The sequence below is a fragment of the Chryseobacterium sp. G0162 genome (genome assembly GCF_003815715.1).
Classification (GTDB): Bacteria; Bacteroidota; Bacteroidia; order Flavobacteriales; family Weeksellaceae; genus Chryseobacterium.
Map to the genome: position 1 here is coordinate 4,883,420 of NZ_CP033922.1, position 21,685 is coordinate 4,905,104.

The window sequence follows — 21,685 nt, forward strand, 5'->3', positions numbered from 1 at the left end:
GTTTGAAACTTTAATTTTTAAACCACAAAAGACACAAAAGTTATTATTTTAAACACTTTAGTTCACTTAAGAAGTTTAAAATGCTGCAGTATAAAAGTTCATATAAGATGAAAATCATAGATTTTCATAATACTAAAGAGTGCTTCTATATTCAAGGTTTGTCACTTCAAATGACTTAAGTGTTTAAAAGCTTTTGTGATTTAAATTTTCCCACAGATGGCACAGATTAACACAGATTGCTATAGATTTTTAAAAACTTATGTGTACTTCTATACTCAAAGCTTTTCACTTTAAATAGCTTAAGAGTTTAAGGCTTTTGTGACTTTTGTGGTTTAAATAAAATTCAAACAGCCTGTATGTTTGTTATTATTGAAAATCAACAACACATACACATTCGCTCACTTAGAAGAAATGGTTGATGTTTTTTTAGTTTTTTCAGGTCATAAAAAAGGCTAGTCATATTTTCAGTTTAAGGTTTGTAAGTAACGGTATGAAAAATCACCAAATGTTTCTTCTGTATGCTTTTCATTTACATAGATTCCGAAAAGTTCATCCAGCGTGGTCAGAATTTCTTCTTCGCCGATATTTTCTCTGTATTTTGTATTCAGACGCATTCCCAATCGATCGCCTCCGATATGAAGATTGTATTTACCATAAGCTGTTCCTACAAATCCGATCTCAGCATTGGGAGAACGTCCGCATCCGTTAGGACATCCGGTCATTCTGATCGTAATATCATCTTCCAAAAGACCATGTTTTTCAAGAATAGGTTCTATTTTGGTAACCAGGGAAGGCAAATAACGCTGTGCTTCTGCTAAAGCCAATGAACAGGTATTCAAGGCAACGCAGGCCACAGAGTTTTTGCGTAGAGCACTTGCTTTTTCAGTAGCCTCAGAAATTCCATATTCCTGTAACAGCCTTTCTATTTCAGCTTTGTCCTTTTCATTGATATCAGCAATGATTAGGTTTTGATTACAAGTAAATCTGAAATTCACAGGGGCAGTCTGGGCAATCTTTAATAATCCTGATTTTAAAGGATAGCCTTCAATGTCAAGAACTCTTCCATGTTCTACGAAAACAGTGTAAAACCATTTCCCTTCATGATTTTGAGTCCAGCCATAGCGGTCTTTTCTCTGTTCAAACTTAAATGCTCTGGCAGGTTCAAAACTGAAGCCTGTTCTTTTTTCCACTTCGGTTCTGTACTGATCGATCCCAAGTTTATCAATGGTGTATTTTAATCTTGAAAGCTTTCTATCACTACGGTTTCCGAAATCCCGCTGTACGGTAATGATTTCATAAACGGCTTGTAAAGCTTTTTCCTCAGAGTCTACAAATCCAAGAACAGAGGCAAGACGAGCGTAAGTAGCTTCATTTCCGTGCGTTGCTCCCAATCCGCCTCCAGCAGCAATATTATATCCTACGATTTCATTGTTTTTAATAATAGCAATCAGGGCAATATCATTAATGAAGACATCTACATCATTGTTAGGCGGAACTGCAATTCCGATCTTTAGCTTTCTCGGAAGGTATCTGTCCTGATATAAAGGATCTTCTTCAGTTTTTCGATCTACCATTAATTCATCATCAATCCAGATATCATAGTATGACTTGGTTTTTGGAAGACACATTTCACTGATTTTACCTGCTAACTCATAAGTCTGCTGGTGCAATGGAGATTCTGATGGATTGGCTGTACAGGTAACATTTCTGTTAACGTCTCCACAAGCCGCTATGGAGTCAAGGTGATTGATATTAAAATTCTGAATGGTTGGTCTTAAATGAGATTTTAAAATACCGTGCAGCTGAAGCGTCTGACGGGTTGTTATTTTGATGGTTCCTGTAGAATGGTCATTGGCAATATCATTCACTCCGATCCATTGATCCGAAGTTAAAAATCCGCCGGGAAGCCTTAATCTTATCATGTAGGAATACAACCATTCCAGTTTTTTAGAAACACGTTCTTCTCTTCTGTCCCTATCATCCTGTTGGTACATACCATGGAACTTGATTAAAGTCTGATCATCTTCTCTTATTGCTCCGGTAAAATCATCGGCAAGGCTTTCCTTTAAGGTTCCTCTGAGTCCGTTGCTTTGGGTTTTAATTCTTTCTACAGGGGAAAGATTATCTTTATGGCTCATAATTGTTTTCTTTTAAGGGTGTGGGTACTTTTTAATAAACATCTTTAGCATATCGGCCGTTGAGCTCCATTTCTTCCAGGTAATGAACCGCTTCTTCCTGACTGCGTTTTCCATGATGCTGAATAATATTGAGCAGGGTATTTTCTACATCACGGCTCATAGGATCTTTGGTTCCACATACATAGACTGATGCTCCGTTTTCCAACCAGTAAAAAACTTCCTGCGCTTTCTGTTCCAGTTTGTGCTGTACATATACTTTTTCAGCGGTATCTCTTGAAAAGGCAAGATCCAAGTGGGTTAAGCTTCCTGTTTTAAGGAAATCCTGAAGTTCCGCCTGATAAATGAAATCTGAGACAAAGTTCCTATCTCCAAAGAAAAGCCAGTTCTTCCCTTCCGCTCCAGTGGCATCACGTTCCCAAAGGAATGATCTGAAAGGAGCGATTCCGGTTCCGGGGCCAATCATGATGACATCTTTATCCGGTTCCGGCAATTTGAAATGTCCTGCATCCTGAATATAAAATTCAACCTCTCCACCTTCGCTAAACTCGCTGAGATAACCGCTGCACAGACCGTTGTGTTTCTGGTGGTCAATAAAGAATTCCGATCTGGCAACGGTTATATGAATCTCATTTTCGCCATGGGCTTCCGGAGAAGACGATATGGAATACAGTCGTGGTGCCTGAGCTGTCAGAATCTGGATTACTTCTTCAAATTCTTCTGCATTTTTAACAGGATAAATTCTAAGCAGATCCAGAAGGCTTAAACGGACTTCCGGGATAGAATGTCCTGTAATCTTAGCATATTGAGCCACTACAGTTTTGAGTAAATAGCTAATATTAAGACGTTTGTGTAAAAGCTCTTCTACAGGGGCAGTAATTTTTGCCGTTTCGACCTGTTTTTTAGGATCAATACCTGTTACAGCAATAATTTCATCCACTACAGATTTGGAATTGAAAGGAATAATTCCCAACGCAGCACCAGGCTGATAGCTTAAAGCTTCCTCTGTTTCTATTTCAATGTGATAGGTTTCTTTTTCAGAGGTGATATCATTCAGATTAATAATCGCAGATACAATGCCCTGGTATTTCTTTCTTCCTGTTGAAGCTTTCTGCACTGGTATATTTTTTACACTGTTGGCAGAAGTTTTATTCACCGCTTCAAAAACATGATCAATCCAGTTTTGGGCATCCTGTTCGTAATCAATATCACATTTTTTTAATGGAATGATACGCTGTGCTCCAAGAATTTCAAATCGGGAATCTACATCTTCTCCAGTTTTACAGAACAGAGGATAGCTGCTGTCTCCCAATGCCAGAACTCCAAATTTTAAAGTACTGAGATTGATTTCATTTTCATAGATATAATCATAGAATTTCTTAGCCAATACCGGTGGATCTCCTTCTCCCTGTGTACTGATAACCACAAAGAAAAACTCTTCTTTAGCTAAGTCTTTAGGCTTATATTGGGAAAGATCGGCTAATTTAACCTGAATTCCTTTTTTCTTGATGATTCCGGCAAGAGCTGTTGCCAGTTTTTTACTGTTTCCGGTTTCTGTACCATAAGCCAGGGTGATTTTCTTAACCGTATTCTGTTCCGGTAATGTTACCTGCAAAGGAGGCTGTACCCCTGTAAGAGGAGCTCCGGCTAATCCTGCAAGGTATCCGCTTGCCCAGATAGATTCATCTCTGGAAAGATCACTGGAGATCTGTTTAAGAATATTTAATTTAGTTTCAGACAGCATATTCGAAGAAATTTTGAGTTTTTGGGACTAAGCTTCCGTTTTCAACTGATTTAAAATAAAGACCTTCCTGTTCTGCATTTTCAAGCCAGGAGAATTCTTCATGAAGATTCACAACTTTTCCAATCACTACTAACGACGGTGAGGCAAAGGCTTTATCACCAAGTGTTTTACTAAAATCCTCAAAAGATGAGGTATACACCTTTTGATAAGGAGTTGTGGCCTGTTCAATCACAGCGATTTTTTTCTCGTTGGAAATATTCAGTTCAATGAACTTTTCTACCAGACTGGCCAGGTTTCCTTTAGACATATAGAATACAAGGGTATCCTGAGTGTTAGCAAGATCTTTCCAATAGTCTTCTGTAAGAATTTCAGACTTATAATAGGTCAGAAAACGAACAGAGGTTGAATATCCTCTGGCTGTTAAAGGCATTCCGGCATAAGCAGCAGCTCCCAAAGCAGCGGTAATTCCCGGGATAATCTCAAATGGAATATGATTTTCTTTCAAAGACTGAAGTTCATCCAGAATATTAGAAAAAATAGACACATCTCCTCCTTTAAGTCTTACGACTGTTTTGTTCTGTAACGCATAGTCTACCATTAGAGTATTGATAAGTGATTGAGGGGTAGACGCATTTTTACTGCATTCTTTGCCTACATAGATAAGTTCTGTGTCTTTATTAACATAAGTCTCTAAAATTTCAGGACTTACCAAACGGTCAGCAAGAACAACGTCTGCTTTGGCAATGGCTTTTACGGCTTTTACTGTGATCAAATCAGGGCTGCCGGGCCCTGCACCGATAAGGTAAACCTTAGGTGATTTTATTGTTGTGTTCATTGAAATCGGTGTTATTTAAAGGATTTTAGAAGAGTCCTTCAATAGAAAGATACCTTTCTCCGGTATCGTAATTGATGGTAAGAATTTTAGCTCCGGGTTGGATTTCCGGTAATTGTTTTGCGATAGCGGCTAAAGCGGCTCCTGTAGAAATTCCTACAAAAAGGCCTTCTTTTTTAGCAGCATTAATGGCATATTCATAAGCTTCATCCTTCCCTACGGTAATCACTCCATCCAAAAGGGTAATATCTAAAATGGAAGGTACAAATCCGGCTCCAAGACCCTGTAATGGATGTGGTGCAGGACTTCCGCCGCTCAATACCGGAGATAATTCCGGTTCTACTGCAATGACTTTAAGGTTGGGAAGTTGTTGCTTTAATGCTTTGGCAATCCCAGTGATGTGTCCGCCCGTTCCTACTCCTGTAATCACATAATCTAATCCTTCAGGGAAATCTTTTAAAATTTCCTGAGCTGTGGTTTCAACGTGTACTTTTACGTTCGCAGGATTGTCAAATTGTCTCGGAATCCAAGAATTGGGTGTTTCTTCCGCTAATTCATTAGCTTTCTCAATAGCCCCTTTCATTCCTTTTTCTCTAGGAGTAAGCACAAATTCTGCCCCATAGGCTTCCATGATTTTACGACGCTCTATACTCATACTTTCCGGCATTACCAGAATCAGTTTATATCCTTTTACTGCAGCTACCAAAGCTAATCCTATTCCTGTATTTCCACTGGTAGGTTCTATAATGGTACTGTTTTTATTTAATAGTCCTTTTGCTTCCGCATCTTCAATCATTGCCAATGCAATTCTGTCTTTAATGCTTCCGCCTGGGTTGCTTTTTTCTAGTTTGATCCAGATTTCATGATCTGAATTGAATAAATTATTAATCTTTACAATTGGTGTATTTCCAATGGTTTCTAGTGCATTCTGAAATTTCATATCAATACAATTTTTTGTTTTTTCTGTTTTATATTACAAAGGTTAATGATTCCGGTAAGGGATTATTATCCTTTATTCTTATTTCACTTTTATTATAGACCAGGGAATTGGGTGGGACATCCTGTGTGATCCACACATTTCCTCCGATAACGCTTTCCCTGCCTATAGTTGTATTTCCACCCAAAATAGTGGCTCCTGAATAGATGATGACATGGTCTTCAATATTCGGATGTCTTTTCTGGTTGGCTTTTTCTTTGGAGACATTCAAGGCACCGAGGGTTACTCCCTGATATATTTTGACATGATCGCCAATAACGGTGGTTTCTCCGATAACAATTCCGGTTCCGTGATCGATGAAAAAATATTCTCCAATCACTGCTCCCGGATGAATGTCTATTCCTGTTTTGCTGTGTGCATATTCTGAAATAACACGAGGTAAAACAGGTACTTCCTGGTTCCAGAGCTGATGCGAAATCCTGTATACATAGGTTGCAAAATATCCGGGATACGCAAGGTATATTTCTTCCAGAGAGTCTGCTGCCGGGTCAAATTCAAGGATAGACTGTGCATCCTGAACGAGATGACCATAAATTTGTGGCAAGGCCTCAAAAAAAGCATTTACCTGCACTTCGGTAAGGTCTTTATCTCTTGTGATTGTATTAATCAGGACTGAAAGATGATCGTGCAGTTGGGCTAAATCCTGTTTCAGCTGATCAGGCGTATTGACTTCTTGTGGAAGAAACAATACTTTATACAATTCTGTTACAAAAACCTTTACTCTGGCTCTGTCAAAGAATCCATGGGTTTTATTCTGTTTGCTCTGATGAATTCTTTCTATAAAATGATGGGTAACTGACATGTTCTTTACTGAATTATGCAGGCTGCAACCGTTGAATTAGAAGTTTCATCTACCAAAATTGCAGAACCTGTTCTTTTGTTATTGATAAAACTATCATAGACCAAAGGTTGTGCCGTTCGTAGGGTTACTTTTACCACTTCATTCAGTTTGATATCCCCTTCTGCTTTTTCCTGGGTAAGGGTATTCACATCAATTTTATAATCAATCTCTTTCACTACGGCTCTTATCAGTCTGCTGTTCTGCTGTAAGAGGTATTTATTACCAGGTTGCAACGATTTTTGATCGAGCCAGCAAAGCAAAACTTCAAGGTCTTTTTCTATCACAGGAAGCTGTTCTTCGGTAGCAAAAATATCTCCTCTGCTGATATCTACATCGTCGTTTATATGAATAACAACAGGTTGTCCTTCAAAGGCTTCTTCTTTTTCAATTCCGTTGATCTCGATTTTTGCAATTTCGGTTGTAATGCCTGCCGGAAGGATTTGGATTGGGTCTCCTTTCTGAAACTTTCCGCTTAAAACCTGCCCGGCATATCCTCTGTAATCATGCAATTCTTCAGTCTGAGGACGAATGACATACTGAACCTGAAAACGGCTGCCGGTATTCAATTCTTCATTCAGGGTAACATTTTCCAGATATTCTAAAAGAGAAGTTCCCTGGTACCAATCTGTCTGAGCTGACTTGGATACAATATTGTCGCCTTTAAGGGCCGAAATCGGAAAATAGCTTACGTCATTTAATCCAAGACTTTCCGCAATTTTAGCATAATCTGCTTTAATAGTTTCAAATACTTCCTGTGAATACTCCACCATGTCCATTTTATTAATGGCTACAGCTACTTTCTTCAATTTTAATAACGAAGCAATGATGGAATGTCTTCTGGTTTGCTCGATTACTCCCTGACGGGCATCAATCAGAATTACCATCAAATCGGAGTTGGAAGCTCCGGTAATCATGTTTCTTGTATATTGTACGTGACCGGGAGCATCGGCAATGATAAATTTTCTTTTGGAGGTTGAAAAATACCTGTATGCAACATCGATGGTGATCCCCTGCTCCCTTTCAGCACGTAAACCGTCCGTAAGAAGAGCAAGGTCTACCCCGTCATCATTTTTATTTTTAGAATGTTTTTCCAGTACTTCTAACTGGTCCTGTAAAATACTTTTACTATCGTATAGCAGTCTTCCGATCAGGGTACTTTTACCGTCATCTACGCTTCCTGCTGTTATAAATCTTAATATATCCATCTGTTTTGTTTATGAGTAATGAATAATAGGTAATGAGTAATGGTGAGTGTCATAAGTAGAAAAGTTGTTATTTAATCACTTATTACTCATTACTCATTGCTAATTACTTATTTAAAAATAGCCTCCTTTTTTACGATCTTCCATTGCCGCTTCTGTGACACGGTCATCAATTCTGGTTTCGCCGCGTTCAGAGATTCTTGTGGCTACAATTTCTTCAATCACAGCATCAATGGTTGTTGCTTTAGATTCTACTGCTGCAGTGCAGGTCATATCTCCTACGGTGCGGTATCTTATCTTTTTTACAGTAATTACATCATCTGTTTCCAGGGTTGCGTGGTCAGAATTAGCAATCCATTGCCCGTTGAGATCTACCACTTCTCTGTCATGTGAGAAGTAAATGGATGGAAGTTCAATTTTTTCTCTTCGGATATAGTTCCAGATGTCAAGTTCTGTCCAGTTGCTGATCGGAAATACTCTTACATTTTCTCCTTTATGGATTTTTCCGTTGAAGATGCTCCATAATTCCGGACGTTGAAGTTTTGGATCCCACTGTCCGAATTCATCACGAACAGAGAAGACTCTTTCTTTGGCGCGGGCTTTTTCTTCGTCTCTGCGGGCGCCTCCGATACAGGCATCAAATTCAAATTCTTCGATAGTATCGAGTAAAGTAAAGGTTTGCAGCCAGTTTCTGCTTGGGAATTTCCCTTTAGGCTCTGTTAACCCTTTCTTTTTGATGGTATCTTCTACTTTACGAACTACCAAGTCAACTTCCAGGTGATTAACAAGTTCATCTCTAAAGTTCAAGACCTCAGGAAAGTTGTGTCCTGTATCTACATGAACAAACTTGAAAGGTATTTTTCCGTAGCGGAATGCTTTTGATGCTAAATGAGCCAGCACAATACTGTCTTTTCCACCGCTAAACAAAAGTGCCGGGCGTTCAAACTGTCCTGCGACTTCCCTTAAAATATAAATAGATTCAGCTTCCAACTGATCCAGGTAATCTAAATGATATGTTGACATGTTTTTCTTTTTTATTGATGAATATGTAGACCGCATTCCTTTTTGTTGGCATCTTCCCACCACCAGCGGCCGGCTCTGAAGTCTTCTCCTTCCTGAATTGCTCTTGTACAAGGCTCGCACCCGATGCTTACAAATCCTTTTTTATGAAGATAATTGTAAGGAAGCTGATGCGTTTTTACGTAGTCTGTCACTTGCTCAGTGCTCCAGTGTAGAAGCGGATGAAATTTAATGATCTGATTATCTTCGTCCCATTCCAATGAGGGCATATTCTGCCTGTTTGGAGAATGTTCAGCCCTTAAACCGGTAATCCAGACTTTATATCCTTTCAAAGCAGATTTCAGTGGATGTACTTTACGAATGGTACAGCATGCTTTTCTCTGCTCTACGGACTGATAAAAAGAATTGGGGCCGTTTTCTGATACAAATTTTTTCAGTTCTTCAGTATCCGGATAGTACGCTTTGATCTCTTTTTTGAAGAATGCTTTTGTAGAAGCCCAGGTTTCATAAGTCTGTTCAAAAAGCCTTCCTGTGTCCAATGTGAAAATCTCTACATTCAGGTTTTTTATTAAATGAGTGATGACCTGATCTTCATAACTGAAGCTTGTTGAAAACACTACTTCACCTGGAAATATTTCTATAAGTGATTGCAAAATATCCTGTTGAGAAGACTCTCCTAGGATTTCTTCTTTCAATTTTTCGAATTCGTTTTTCAGACTATTTTCCATTTCCATTCCAATTTGTTGATGCAAATATATATAAAATTCTATAACTCCTATCAAAATAGTAGAATTTAAATGAAAAAAATTATTTTTTTTCGATAAACTTGGTCAGAGTGGCCTCCATCATGCTTTTTCTGGTCTTCTCACGAACGATCATTAGCTCGTTTCTAAGGTAACATTCTGTTTCATCTACGCAATCGTCACATGCTTCGTAGAAATTTAAAGATACGCAAGGGGTTAATGCAATAGGCCCGTCGAAAATACGGTAGATATCCGCCAATGATACTTCATCAGGTGATTTTAGCAGGTAATATCCACCTACTTTTCCTTGTTTACTGTTAACAAGTTTAGTTCTTTTAAGTTCAAGAAGTATTTGCTCGAGAAACTTTTTGGGAATGTTTTCATCCTGTGCAATAATCGAAGTGGACAGATAGCCTTGATTGTAATTTCTTGCTAATCTGACCATTGCTTTTAGCGCGTATTTGCAACGTTTGGACATCATAATCTACGCAAGGTATAACAAATTATCTGATAAATGAAACGAAAGATAAATGATCCTGAAATATTTTTAGCCCAGGAAAAGTAAAGGAAGCTGAAAGTGCAACGGTGGTAAAGTATAATACAGGCCATTCTTCACATTTTCAGCTCTTTTTATTTATTGCTCTTTTGAAAATAAGAAATATGCTAATGCTCTGTCCTCTCTTTCCAGGTTTTCTAATCTGTTAAATCCACTTTTTAGAAGGACTTTCTGTGAACCAATATTATCAAGATCTGTTAATGCAACGATTTCCTTTTCCTGATCGGCTGAAAGACAATAATCAGCAAGTGCTTTACAAACCTGAGTTCCAATCCCTTTTCCCCAGTAATTCTCTCCAAGCATATAGCCTATTTCTATGGAGTTGGCATTTTCAGCGAAAATTCTGGCGAGGCATACTCCCACAAAAGCGTTATTCTGGGCATCAAATATTCCCCATCTGCTGAGTGACCCTTTTTTATAATCCAGCAATGCTTTTTCAAACATTTGTTTAAATTCTTCGGGGGATTTATAAGGCAGATAACGGGTAACATTCTCGTTTGTAAACAGATCTAAAAATAAATGAAGTTCCTGAGGAGTGAACTCCCGTATGATGATTGTGTCGTTATTATAGTACATAGGATAATTTGAGTTTGAAATTAATTAATAAAATTAGGTAAAATAAAGTGATGACCATGGAATACAGGATAATAATTGCTTTCTTCCTGAAAAGATATATCTTCTCCGCCAACTTTATTCTAAATTCAAATGTTAACTACTAATATCTAATTTGAATTCACAATATATTAATTATCATAAAAAATAATCCCCAAAATGATACTGTAGTCTTCGCTACTAAAAATGGAACAGCTTTTTTTCTCTCCATCAATATAAGATAATCTTACATTTTTTAAATTTGAATTTTTCATTTTTTTTACCACCTCACAATGCCCCTCAAAAGAGTTATCCAAATGAACACCCAAACCTAATCTATCATTATAAATATGATATAAATGTTCTCTCGTTTGAACAAAAGAATCCACAATTATTTTATTTTTAATATTATTGATATAAGACTCAACTTGATCTGGTAATTTCTTGTACTATATAATTCTTGTATTATTTTGTCTTCCATAATTTTTTATTTTAAATATGGCGTCTAAGCTCTTCCTAAATACACATTTGCAAAATCTGGATGTTTATCATGAACCCCTCTAATTAAAGTAATTGTTGGTTCTTTTTTTTGTATATCTCCTTTAAGAATTAAAGGCAGAGACCATAAACCAGCTCTTAAACCACCTGCTAATTTCGCTAATATACTTCTAATTGCAGTTCCTGTTGACACATCTGCAGAGGGTATAGGCAATACTTTTCCGTTCATTGCACATCATTGCACTCTTTAAAGTTTTTTTCCAGAGTTGAGGGGGGCTGGAATATTAAGTTGCTGCCTAAGATTTTGCCCCTGACCTATCATACAGTATGAGCAGATTGCCAAATTATTACTAGATACAGCTCTAATTGAAGGATTAAGAACAATTTCCCCTACATCAATAGGACTTGTTGCTGTTCCTATGGATTGTGGCCCATTAGGACCAGAGCCTCCAAGATATAGCACCTGTGGGACCTGTAAAAAATATAAGTTTTAGTGAATTAAAATTGATCTAAAATTAGGGTATTTCTGAAATACCCTAATTTATTTATAATATACTTTACATAACGTGATTAATAGCTAAAATAACAAATCTATATTTCTATTTTTTATTATCCTCACCATATATTTTCTTAAGATTTTCAATTTGTTGGGCCTTTTGCAAAGAATCTTCTCTTCTTTCTTTTGCAACAAATTCTGGTGCGTAAGGTCCGGTCTGATTTCTTTTTGCTTGTGCAAACAATACATAAAATGAAAAAATGAAATTAGTAATTATTAAAATTATAAAACTATACACTATTTTTTTATTTTTTTTTATTTTCTCATCTGGTAATTTATCAAACTCTTTTACTACATATTTCCATTGATCTTTATAATGTAAAAGTATGTAATCAAAAATAAATAAAACCATTACTATTATTATCCATATTTTCTTTGAAAGCACACCAGAATTTGTATAAAAAATAACATTATAATAATTTGTAAAGGAACTTATTAACAAAATACCTATAATAATCATGTATAGACTAGAAAGAAAATCATAGGAAAAAATTGTAATTGACTTTTGCTCTCTTTTATATAAAACATAAAAAGTATAATAATAAGCTTGTTTCATTTTTTTCATAATTAAAATTTTAATGCTGAATTACTAAAAAGTGGGTGGCCTGTCATTTGTTGTTCATAGGCTTCAGTTCTAGCAGCAGTCTCCGAAGCACCAACCCATCCTCCAGGATAGTAGTTATCAATTCCAAAATATAGTGTACTAATTATAGCTCCGTAGACACCTCCTTCTGTTCCTAAAAGCCCCATTCCAGTATTCAGTAACATTTTATTAGGGTGTACTGCATTTAAAGAACTAGGATCATTATTATAGATTTGAACTCCTCTAATATCCATAGCGAAACCAATACCTAAAGATACTCGACCTACCCCTTTTCCAATTTTACTTATTGCTGTAGTTTTTGTATATGCATTTTTAATAAAAACATTACCATTCGCATTAGGACGATATAGCTTAATTGATGAACCTGTAGTTGTGACTCTGGTTTGCCCAGATAAATTTTCTACACTTGCAGCCGCTGTTGCAATTCCCCAATTTGCTCGCCCTCCGAAGCCATACCACTCAGGGGTATTATCCGGTTGATAAGGATAAAAATCCTTATAAGATCTCCTGATTTCCGGTATATTGGGTGTTGAGGTATTCTGCAATCTAGGTGCAGAAATCCCTCCTCCATTACATACTAAACAATTAGAAGGCATTATAGATAGTGTGTTGGATGCCACCGCTTTTACAGGAGAGTTCAATATCACTTCCCCCACATCAATAGGGCTTGTTGCTGTTCCTATGGATTGTGGGTTACCAGTACCTGAGCTACCTGGTACTGGATCACCTTCTAGACCTGTTGGATCTGCAAAGAAGATAGGGTTTTGGTAAGCATACCCATAAGGATCTAGTGTCTTGCCGCTTAAGGATCGTGATGACCAAAGATTCCCAATTCAGGTACATAGAATCTGGCTCCTAAATCATAGAATCCGTTTTCCTGTAATTCCTGACCTAAGAATTTATAATTATAATTAGTCCTGAATTCAGTTAAGAAAGAACTGCTGTTATACCCTTCATGCTTTAAGCCAAAAGGATAATAGTTACTTTCTTCTTGAAAAACTACACTTCCCGCAAACCTTACTCAAACTCCATGTGTTCACTACTAATATATATTATACAATCTTAATTATGTTAATTATCATAAAAAATAATTCCAAGAATAACACTGTAGTCTTCACTACTGAAAATGGAACAACTTTTTTCAAAACCTTCAATAGATGATAATTTTACATTATTTAAATCTGAATATTTCATTCGCTTTACGACCTCGGTTAACCCTTCATAATATTCTCCAGAATAAATACTGAAGTCAAGTCTATCATTATAAATTTCATATAAATGTTCCCTTGTTTGAACAAATGTAAACTTAAAAATATCTTTTTGACCTTTAATTTTGTTGACATAATCTTTAACCAACTCCAAAAAGTTTCTGATTTCAAATAATTCGTTTATTATAATATCATTCATAAATTATAATTTTATTTTAAATATGGTGTCCAAGTACCAGCACCCCAAGGTTTAATTACCTGAGCACCATGAACAGGTCCAAAAACTTGAACCTCCTGCTCTCCACGATGTCTATTATAAAAAGAAAGCCTTGATATATGAAATGTTTGCTTTAGAATTATTCCTCCAGAACCTCTTCTGGATGCAGAATAATTTGCCACTGAAATACTTGTAGACCAAGAGGTATACATACTGTTATTATCACCAGCATTATGTTGTTCAGCTGTAACGGGACCACCCCAAGGTATAGCACTACCTAAATATGCATTTGCTAAATCTGGATGTTTACCATGGACCCTGCTCTCCGAAGTCTACCGACTTTGGAGCATTTGGAAAATAATTGATTTTATTAATGGCTCAAAGTCAGGAGAATTTGCGCAGCAGGTCAGGAGTTCACAATTTCGAACTCTCTCTTACTAAATTCTTGGTAAAAATCATCAAATAAAATATTGTTTGAAAAATATTTCTCAAAGTTTTTATATCCATTTATTTTTAAAATTGGTGTTTTTTCCCTTTTTTTAATTGATGGACTGATACTGATTAAACAATCTATAAATGAATTTATTTCGGTTCCAAAATATCCATATGAATTAAAAAAAGCTTTACCAATTTCATAATAGATATCCAAATCTGCTCTGACTTTTGACAAGTCAATTTCTATAATCGGATTCGTGTTATCTATTGTTTCTCTAACTCCATTCAATAGGCAACATCCTCTTAAGTAATAATACTTTTGCTTATCATTTAATTCATACCATTTTATTTTTTCTTTTTTGTCAGTGAGAAGTTTAAAATTATCTATATATCCCTGATTATATATCCATAAAGGATCGTCAAGGACTCCTATTAGAATAATTTCTCTGTTTTTAATTAAAATATCCGAGATATTAAAATAATAATCGTTTTTAAAAGTTTTAAGGCCTTTAAACGAAACTCTAATAATTATATTCTGCTTAGAGACTTCTCCAAATTGAAGATTGATAGACTTAATATCATCTCTTTTGATAACTATTTTGTCAAAATCTTTTTTACGAATCAGTTTTATGTATTTTGTTGATAATAGCGTTTTTTCTTCTGATAAAAAATTTATTTCCATTTTACTGCTGAGCTTGTTGGTATTTGTATAATTTTATTATAATCATGATTGATAACTAATCCCCATTTTCCATCTGGATGTTGAACAATTCGACTGCTATTTAACCCTACGGTACCTGGTACATCTTTTATTTGCCATTCTAATGCCCCATTCCATTTGGAGTTACGTTGTACTGTTCTTTGTAATCCAAAATCATCAAGTCTTGGGACTCCTCTTCCTGCTAAGATTTCAGTGAAATCATTTGTTACATTTTTCGGTAAATTTTTAGGGTCAATTCTTAGAGGACCTGCTCCCCAAATATTTGACATTTTGGTTCGGGAAAGAGTCTTTATCTCTGTTTTAACAATAGAAGACTCTGCCTTTATAATCCCAGGTGCAGCTCTTCCTCCAGATGTAATTATCGCAATTGCTGCAAGCCCCAGTGCCGCCTCTCTATTTTCAGGCTCAGTATTTGCTGCAAGGATTCCAAGAATATCCCAAACACTGTCCATCATTTGGGCAGATCCATTGTGAAGAACTGGCATGCTTACTCTTCTTAAAGCTTCTTCGTGAGAAAGGGGAAGAGGAAGAATTCCGATATTCTGTAATCCCCCTTTTACTCCAGATACTCCAGAACCAGTATAGCAATAAGAGCAACTAGGCAGATTACTATTGGCCATTGCTCTTATTGGAGCATTCAGTACAATTTCCCCCACATCAATAGGACTGGTTGCTGTTCCTATGGATTGTGGGTTACCAGTACCTGAGCTACCTGGTACTGGATCACCTTCTAGACCTGTTGGATCTGCAAAGAAGATAGGGTTTTGGTAAGCATATCCATAAGGGTCTAATGTCTTGCCGCTTAAAGGATCGTGCTGCCCAAAGATTCCCAATTCAGGTACATAGAATCTGGCTCCTAAATCATAGAATCCGTTTTCCTGTAATTCCTGACCTAAGAATTTGTAATTATAATTAGTCCCGAATTCAGTTAAGAAAGAACTACTGTTATATCCTTCATGCTTTAAGCCAAAAGGATAATAGTTACTTTCTTCCTGAATCATTATTCCTCCTCCGTCAGCTTTGCTGTAACTGAACCTTGCATTTCCCAGAAGATCTTTATACTGGTAAACATATTCATTCCTTTCTGCATTATAAAATCCTTCCGCCATAGGGAAAAACTTTAAAATCCCGCTTTCATACTGAAAACCATCCAAATAATCTGTAGCTTTTGTGCCAAAGAGCTTCTTCACTTTTGTGCCGTCGGCCCTGTAAATATAAGAAGTATTTCCTTGCGGCGCTACTGTAAGTCTTGGAAGATTCAGATAATTATACTGTATGGAAGAAATTCCCTTATCCAGCATACTTATCATATTCCCATTATCATCATAGGAAATCAGATTTCCACCTATAGGATATCCTGAACTATTGGCACTGTTATCAGTAATTCTTATCATTTTATTAGAATATCCGGACGCATCATAATCATACTTCAATTCATCAATCTGCGAGGCAGATCCTACCCCGGACGGTGTCTTTGAAAACCTGTCCATCGTTTTGATATTACCATTGATATCATAAGACATCTTTTCATCATAAAAATGATTATGGGTAGAAGATGCTAAATAAGGAGTAAGATAAATCCCATCTGTAAGCCTGTTCAGTTTATCATATTTATAAGTATACCTTCGGTAGATTCCATCTCCGTAAGATGTTTTCCAGTCTACTTCAGAAATATTTCCGTTGTATTTTGCAATACCATAATCAGTATCCTCCGGATTCTGATATTTAATCTTCATGGCAAAAAGATCCTGCCCCAGATTCATAGGGTCATTAATACCCGTGAGCCAACCCCTGATATTGTAAGCATAATCTACTGATTGCAGGGGATTGCCATCATCGTCAAGTCCAACTTTTTTATTAATAAGCTGACCAATGCTGTTATAAGTATTAATTGCGAGAGGTTCTTCATCTTGATTTCCTACTTTATGATTATGGGTCAACAGCCTGCTTTGGTTATCATACTCAAAGGTTTCTGTAATGATCTTTTCTGCATCACCGGCAAGTCTTTTATGATGTGTTTTAATCTGCTTTGCTAAGCCTGTAAAATCGAGTTCAGTTTCTGTTTTGGTGTATCCGCCCAAATAGTTTATGGAATGGCTTCCAATTTGCCGCCCTTTTGTATCATACCAAAAATAATCCTTAGTCCAGCCAGTATCTTCTATATTTCTTACATAAGTGGCAGTGGGAAGCCCACTACTACTCCTGCTTGTTGTGACTCCATTAACCGTCATAGCCGTTGGGGACGGAACAAGAGTGTTTTGCCCTAATATGTTATCAGGTCTTGCAGGCGTGTTAATACCCGGTGGATAGGAATCATAATAGCTAACAGAGAGAATGGTCATACTTCCTGTAGGAAAGGCACTTTTTGTATAATAAATATTTTCCCCGTTTTGCACAATAGGACTCCTGTCCGCTCTATTTTCAATATTCTGGGATGTCATACTGTTCAGGGCATTCTGCATAACCTGCCTCGTAGCGGTATTGGCAAAAAAGCCAGTGTATACAATCCTGTTAAACTGGTCATATTTGGTAAACATCCAGCCTTTGCTTCCAAAATTATTGGCGGTTGTTCTTAGGTTAGCATCCTGAATCAGTACCAATCTATCCTGCTGGTCATAGACCATAAATTCCCATCCTTTCCCCGGAAATTTCTTCTCCACCAGCCTGTCCTGGTTGTCATAGCGGTATTGATAACATAAATTATCAAGTATGGTAGAGGTAATTGTATTTCCCGATGTTTCAACCGCTTTTACAGCTAAAGGGGGAATGACAAATGCCTCTTGCCCATATTCATTATAAGCATAATAGGTATCTATATTTTGGGTTCCATCATTTTTTCTTATCAAAATAACCTGCCCCTTACCGTTTGTAAATTTGGTTGCCTTATTACCATCTTCATCGGTCACTGTATTTTTATACAAAGTCCCGGCTTTGTAAAAACCATTTGATACATAATCTGTATTTTCTGTAGAAAGACTTAAGGCTGGAGTACCTACTGCTACCCCTGAAACATTAGTCCATGAGGTATTAACTATAAATTTTCTGACTTCTGAGCTGAGATTGGATTCATATTGATATTGTATGGTTTTTCCCGATCCCATCTTCCATGGATCTCCTGGAGCGGCTTGTTCCTGAAGCCTTTGAAGAGGCGAATTTTCTACTTTCTTCTCTGCATAATAATTTGAAGCGGCTCCATAGACAGAAACAGCTCCCGTCATATCAGGAGAGGTAAACAATCCCCCATTCTGAGTAGTCTGCTGAGGTAATGGAAGCAAATTTTTAAGCTGTCTTCCCAAAGCATCATATTCTACAGGAATTACAATATCTTTTCCTGAAGGTGTAGCTTTAATAGCGATATTCTGTTTAGATCTTCCCAGACCATCGAGATAATTAACCTGTTGTACCTGTTTTGCGGTATTGCTGGAAGATACTACAGGCTCTAAATACGTCCTGCTATATACATAATTTTCTGTCTGTGTAAGATCCTGACCTTGCAGCGATAATGACCCTACCAGAAAAAGTGTTTTTAAGAGCAAATATTTTTTCATGATTTGTGTTAGTTTTTGTAGTTGTATTTTAATTCTTTCAGAATATTGTTATTCGCATCTACTACAGATTGCAGCCTGCCTGCTGTATCATATTTATAGAACTCCCTAAGCCCTGTAGACGGAGTAATACTTGTTACTCCAATAAGCGGATCATAGGTATAGGTGGTAATACTGGCATTCTCAAAAGCAGGCTGGTTTCTATAGTCATCCAAAGCTTTCATTAATACCTTCTCTTTGTCTGCATCTGTATCCTCATTAGATTTTGCAATAATATCTGCAGCCAGGCTCATCGCTTTATCATAAGTAATACCTTCTATCTTGGCAATCGGAAGACTGTTGTTATACCCATATATAATAGCTGTAGGAGTACTTCCTTTTGTAGTATATTGAAGCATATTTCCGTAAGCATCATATTGGTTATAATCAATGGTATTTTTAGCAGAGGATGGATTGTCCTTATCAAATTTCTGAGTAGCTACTGGTAAGATCATGTTATTAGTAGCAGCATTTTTAGCATATACTGTCTGACTTTTGGATATTACCTTTCCGTTCTCTTTTCCTTCTGTCTGTATTGGGATGCCTACCATATTGGCAGCGATCATATCGGTATGGTTTTGATCTGTAGCATACCGGAAATTGGCTTCCGCTTCTGAACCGTCAAAAGAAAGACTTTGGGTTTTAATTAGGTTAACGGGTTTATTAATATCACTTGCTGAATAGATATTATTTGTTTCCGAAGTAAGGATATTATTAAGATACGTTTTATTGTTTGCCTTGGTCAATAGCCATTTACCGGATTCTACCACATAAAAATTATTAATTCTGCTGAAAGTCTGACTATTTAATTCAAAGAAAGCAAATGACGTGGAAAGTGCCAGGCTATAAGGGGAAGCAGGAAGATGATCTGAAGACAAAGGATTTTTCAGCAGCATGTTTTCATACTCGTAGTTTTTTTCCTGAAGCAGTTCCCCGCCCTCGGAATATGATTTTTCATTCAGTATATTCCTGTTCAGAAACTGATAAGGGTTCCAGCCCATATCGGGAACTGTGATATCTAAATTACCCCCAATTGCAGGAAACTGATACATCTTTTTACCTTTTCCTAATGTATTTTCAGTGACATACTCATAAGAAACCACATCTCTTCCCGAAAGACTTGAATTAATAGATTGATCTGCACTTAAAGCATAATTGCTGCACATAATTGTCTGGTTAGAACCCGTAGGTTTTGTTACACTATAATGGGTTTTTAAAAATTCTAACGGCGATGCGATACTCCCTGAAGACTGAGTACTTAAGTTGCCCGGCTTATTATATTCAAAAGTCCTTTTGGTATAATTGGTCTGGCCATCGAAGTCATTAATGCTTTTTATTCTTAACCCTCCAACAACAGCGTTTTGATTAATCGTAGTTTTGAACACTCTTTTTCGTGAAATAGAAAAAGACACTGAGCAACCTGCTTCCGGATCATTGGACTGTAACATCACTCTCAGTCTTTTTTTGTAAGAAGGATTATGGGAACCAGGAGTTTCCAAAATAGGTCCATGAACATCATTCCTAAACTGCGCTATTCTTTTCCAGCTCCCTGTTGGCTGTTGTTCTTCTAAATAGCCATTTCCGTTAGTAACCTGTATAGATCCGGGTCCTCCGGGAATATTATTAGCACAACTGTTTGTCCAATCTACAAGAAAATTCATGGTTTCTCCTGGTACATTTGTAGCTTCGTTAAGGTAAAATTCAGGTCCTGTTTCTTCGGCATAACCTGCACCTGGGTTCAAGACCCCAATTACATTTGATTTTGGAATTATTTCCTCCTGTGGAACAATCAGTGTCTGCCAGACATTGTTATTTTCATAAGTAAATGAAGACGATCCTTTGGTAGGGTACTGTATTTTTTTTAGTATGTAAGCCTGTGAATATTGAGGATTTACATTACGATTTCCGCCTTGTGTATAATTTCTGTTGAAATACTGCATATTGGGAATGAGTCCATAATTACTTTGACCATTATAATAACCCCATATATCTTGGGAAAAACTTCCCAAAGACGGTTTACCACTTTCATCATATTCGAAGGAATATTCTGTATTATCCAATAGATTTTTCACCTTATTCAATTTCAGCCTGAAATTTTTATAAGGTTGATCTCCACCATAAGTCTCAAAATAAGTATGTTCAAGAGACATTTTTTTTATGATTCTGTCTTTGTACGTCCCTATAATTTCACTAAGTACAAAAGTATTGTCCGTCGCTCCGTCCAGATCTTTTCTTCCTTGTATTCCCTGAATAGTATTTGCATAATTGAAAGTAAGCTTCTCATCATTATGAACAATCTCAGTAAGTAAAGCATCTATGTACATATTATTGGTTGTCGAATGCTGACTCTTTCTGGAATTTGCACAATTTGCATTATTCTGTTCCACAGGAATATAAACATCTGTAAAACTGTGCGTAATATTCCTATATAGCATTCTTTTTCCATAATTAAAACTTACTTCCTCATTATTAGGAAATTTGATTTTTCCAAGAATAAATGATGAGGTATAGGATTCTCCAAGGCTACCTGTGGTAATAGTACTGGTTGAGTTTCCCTTTGATAATGTATAGATAACCCCTTTAGAATCTATAATCGTAAATTTATTATCCGCATAGGAAATTTTTACATCCTCATAAGGAATAGTCCGGAAATTCCCGTTTGCATCTTTGATAAATGAGCCGGAAACAGTGGGTAGATTATAATGATAAATATCGGGTTGAGAATCCATAACCCCCTCCTTTATACTTGACATTTTTTGGAAAACATCTGGTGGGAAAGTGTTTAAATCCCCAGTTGCATAATCCCCTGGCTGTTGAGGAAACCATACTCCGTTTTCAAGATCATCTTTTCCATGCATTTCTACTGAAATACCATTCGGAATGGCTAAAGACCAGCCTAATCCTGCCACTCCCGAGGTTTCATCTACTTTTATCCCTCCTGTATTATAGGTTAAACTAATAGGAATGCTCACTCCGTACCGTGTTTTGATTTCATATAAAGGAACGGAAACATTCAGCTTTCCTGTTCTGTAATCTACCGGAAAGTCCCCAGCCTTAAACATGCTGTACGTTTCGGGAGTAGTAGGAAATATCTTTTGAATATCATTTTTTGTTCCGGGATCTATGGAAGCTTGCCCTAATATCATAATGCCTGACAATGCAGATGCCAGAAGTATTACTTTTTTCATGATTAATGTTTTT

18 protein-coding genes are annotated in these 21,685 nt (G+C 36.7%); all 18 read right to left on the minus strand.

The genetic code is table 11. The features are described 5' to 3' along the window. Positions 1-464: 464 nt before the first annotated feature. The 18 genes from cysI to EG344_RS21970 all read right to left on the minus strand — a co-directional run bounded on the left by cysI (position 465) and on the right by EG344_RS21970 (position 21,672). Positions 465-2,138: an assimilatory sulfite reductase (NADPH) hemoprotein subunit gene (gene cysI / locus EG344_RS21885; protein WP_123911415.1), complete on the minus strand. Its 1,674-nt coding sequence runs from the start codon at positions 2,136-2,138 to the stop codon at positions 465-467. 31 nt (positions 2,139-2,169) lie between these two features. Further along, complete coding sequence (locus EG344_RS21890) at positions 2,170-3,879, minus strand: sulfite reductase flavoprotein subunit alpha (RefSeq protein WP_123911416.1); 1,710 nt, start codon at positions 3,877-3,879, stop codon at positions 2,170-2,172. Beyond that, the gene (gene cobA / locus EG344_RS21895; RefSeq protein WP_123911417.1) at positions 3,869-4,714 is read right to left on the minus strand and encodes a uroporphyrinogen-III C-methyltransferase; all 846 of its coding nucleotides are present in this window, start codon (positions 4,712-4,714) and stop codon (positions 3,869-3,871) included. Before cobA ends, EG344_RS21890 begins: the two co-directional genes overlap by 11 nt. Positions 4,715-4,739: 25 nt before the next feature. Then, positions 4,740-5,651 (minus strand): cysteine synthase A, encoded by a 912-nt coding sequence (gene cysK, locus EG344_RS21900; RefSeq protein WP_123911418.1) that lies wholly within the window; start codon positions 5,649-5,651, stop codon positions 4,740-4,742. Positions 5,652-5,679: 28 nt separating this feature from the next. After that, positions 5,680-6,510, minus strand: a complete 831-nt coding sequence (epsC, locus tag EG344_RS21905; RefSeq protein ID WP_123911419.1) for a serine O-acetyltransferase EpsC — start codon at positions 6,508-6,510, stop codon at positions 5,680-5,682. 5 nt (positions 6,511-6,515) lie between these two features. Then, positions 6,516-7,754, minus strand: a complete 1,239-nt coding sequence (locus EG344_RS21910) for a sulfate adenylyltransferase subunit 1 (RefSeq protein WP_123911420.1) — start codon at positions 7,752-7,754, stop codon at positions 6,516-6,518. Between the two features lie 111 nt (positions 7,755-7,865). Beyond that, on the minus strand, positions 7,866-8,774 hold the full coding sequence (cysD, locus tag EG344_RS21915; protein ID WP_262697399.1) for a sulfate adenylyltransferase subunit CysD: 909 nt from the start codon (positions 8,772-8,774) through the stop codon (positions 7,866-7,868). Between the two features lie 11 nt (positions 8,775-8,785). Beyond that, positions 8,786-9,499, minus strand: coding sequence for a phosphoadenylyl-sulfate reductase (locus EG344_RS21920; RefSeq protein ID WP_123911422.1), 714 nt, complete (start codon positions 9,497-9,499; stop codon positions 8,786-8,788). A gap of 79 nt (positions 9,500-9,578) precedes the next feature. Then, the gene (locus EG344_RS21925) at positions 9,579-9,959 is read right to left on the minus strand and encodes an RrF2 family transcriptional regulator (protein ID WP_262697401.1); all 381 of its coding nucleotides are present in this window, start codon (positions 9,957-9,959) and stop codon (positions 9,579-9,581) included. A gap of 189 nt (positions 9,960-10,148) precedes the next feature. Then, on the minus strand, positions 10,149-10,646 hold the full coding sequence (locus EG344_RS21930) for a GNAT family N-acetyltransferase (RefSeq protein ID WP_123911424.1): 498 nt from the start codon (positions 10,644-10,646) through the stop codon (positions 10,149-10,151). 167 nt (positions 10,647-10,813) lie between these two features. Further along, on the minus strand, positions 10,814-11,050 hold the full coding sequence (locus tag EG344_RS21935) for a hypothetical protein (protein ID WP_123911425.1): 237 nt from the start codon (positions 11,048-11,050) through the stop codon (positions 10,814-10,816). A gap of 116 nt (positions 11,051-11,166) precedes the next feature. Then, the gene (locus tag EG344_RS21940) at positions 11,167-11,388 is read right to left on the minus strand and encodes a hypothetical protein (protein WP_123911426.1); all 222 of its coding nucleotides are present in this window, start codon (positions 11,386-11,388) and stop codon (positions 11,167-11,169) included. Between the two features lie 370 nt (positions 11,389-11,758). Further along, entirely contained in the window at positions 11,759-12,280 is a 522-nt protein-coding gene (locus tag EG344_RS21945; protein WP_123911427.1) for a hypothetical protein, read from the minus strand. Between the two features lie 2 nt (positions 12,281-12,282). Then, complete coding sequence (locus tag EG344_RS21950; RefSeq protein WP_123911428.1) at positions 12,283-12,915, minus strand: hypothetical protein; 633 nt, start codon at positions 12,913-12,915, stop codon at positions 12,283-12,285. 475 nt (positions 12,916-13,390) lie between these two features. Beyond that, positions 13,391-13,726 carry a hypothetical protein gene (locus EG344_RS21955; protein ID WP_123911429.1) on the minus strand — a complete coding sequence of 112 codons (336 nt, stop codon included), beginning with the start codon at positions 13,724-13,726 and terminating at the stop codon, positions 13,391-13,393. 424 nt (positions 13,727-14,150) lie between these two features. After that, positions 14,151-14,861, minus strand: coding sequence for a hypothetical protein (locus tag EG344_RS21960; protein WP_123911430.1), 711 nt, complete (start codon positions 14,859-14,861; stop codon positions 14,151-14,153). Continuing rightward, positions 14,852-18,448, minus strand: a complete 3,597-nt coding sequence (locus EG344_RS21965; protein WP_123911431.1) for a DUF6443 domain-containing protein — start codon at positions 18,446-18,448, stop codon at positions 14,852-14,854. Before EG344_RS21965 ends, EG344_RS21960 begins: the two co-directional genes overlap by 10 nt. 8 nt (positions 18,449-18,456) lie before the next feature. After that, positions 18,457-21,672, minus strand: a complete 3,216-nt coding sequence (locus tag EG344_RS21970; RefSeq protein ID WP_123911432.1) for a hypothetical protein — start codon at positions 21,670-21,672, stop codon at positions 18,457-18,459. Positions 21,673-21,685: the final 13 nt, after the last annotated feature.

Coding starts and splice junctions, on each gene's coding strand:
- EG344_RS21945 (WP_123911427.1), bottom strand. CDS start 12,280: ATGAAAAAAATGAAACAAGCTTATTATTATACTTTTTATGTTTTATAT.
- cysD (WP_262697399.1), bottom strand. CDS start 8,774: ATGTCAACATATCATTTAGATTACCTGGATCAGTTGGAAGCTGAATCT.
- EG344_RS21965 (WP_123911431.1), bottom strand. CDS start 18,448: ATGAAAAAATATTTGCTCTTAAAAACACTTTTTCTGGTAGGGTCATTA.
- cysI (WP_123911415.1), bottom strand. CDS start 2,138: ATGAGCCATAAAGATAATCTTTCCCCTGTAGAAAGAATTAAAACCCAA.
- EG344_RS21940 (WP_123911426.1), bottom strand. CDS start 11,388: ATGAACGGAAAAGTATTGCCTATACCCTCTGCAGATGTGTCAACAGGA.
- cysK (WP_123911418.1), bottom strand. CDS start 5,651: ATGAAATTTCAGAATGCACTAGAAACCATTGGAAATACACCAATTGTA.
- EG344_RS21925 (WP_262697401.1), bottom strand. CDS start 9,959: ATGGTCAGATTAGCAAGAAATTACAATCAAGGCTATCTGTCCACTTCG.
- EG344_RS21960 (WP_123911430.1), bottom strand. CDS start 14,861: ATGGAAATAAATTTTTTATCAGAAGAAAAAACGCTATTATCAACAAAA.
- cobA (WP_123911417.1), bottom strand. CDS start 4,714: ATGAACACAACAATAAAATCACCTAAGGTTTACCTTATCGGTGCAGGG.
- EG344_RS21950 (WP_123911428.1), bottom strand. CDS start 12,915: ATGCCTTCTAATTGTTTAGTATGTAATGGAGGAGGGATTTCTGCACCT.
- EG344_RS21970 (WP_123911432.1), bottom strand. CDS start 21,672: ATGAAAAAAGTAATACTTCTGGCATCTGCATTGTCAGGCATTATGATA.
- epsC (WP_123911419.1), bottom strand. CDS start 6,510: ATGTCAGTTACCCATCATTTTATAGAAAGAATTCATCAGAGCAAACAG.
- EG344_RS21910 (WP_123911420.1), bottom strand. CDS start 7,754: ATGGATATATTAAGATTTATAACAGCAGGAAGCGTAGATGACGGTAAA.
- EG344_RS21955 (WP_123911429.1), bottom strand. CDS start 13,726: ATGAATGATATTATAATAAACGAATTATTTGAAATCAGAAACTTTTTG.
- EG344_RS21930 (WP_123911424.1), bottom strand. CDS start 10,646: ATGTACTATAATAACGACACAATCATCATACGGGAGTTCACTCCTCAG.
- EG344_RS21890 (WP_123911416.1), bottom strand. CDS start 3,879: ATGCTGTCTGAAACTAAATTAAATATTCTTAAACAGATCTCCAGTGAT.
- EG344_RS21920 (WP_123911422.1), bottom strand. CDS start 9,499: ATGGAAAATAGTCTGAAAAACGAATTCGAAAAATTGAAAGAAGAAATC.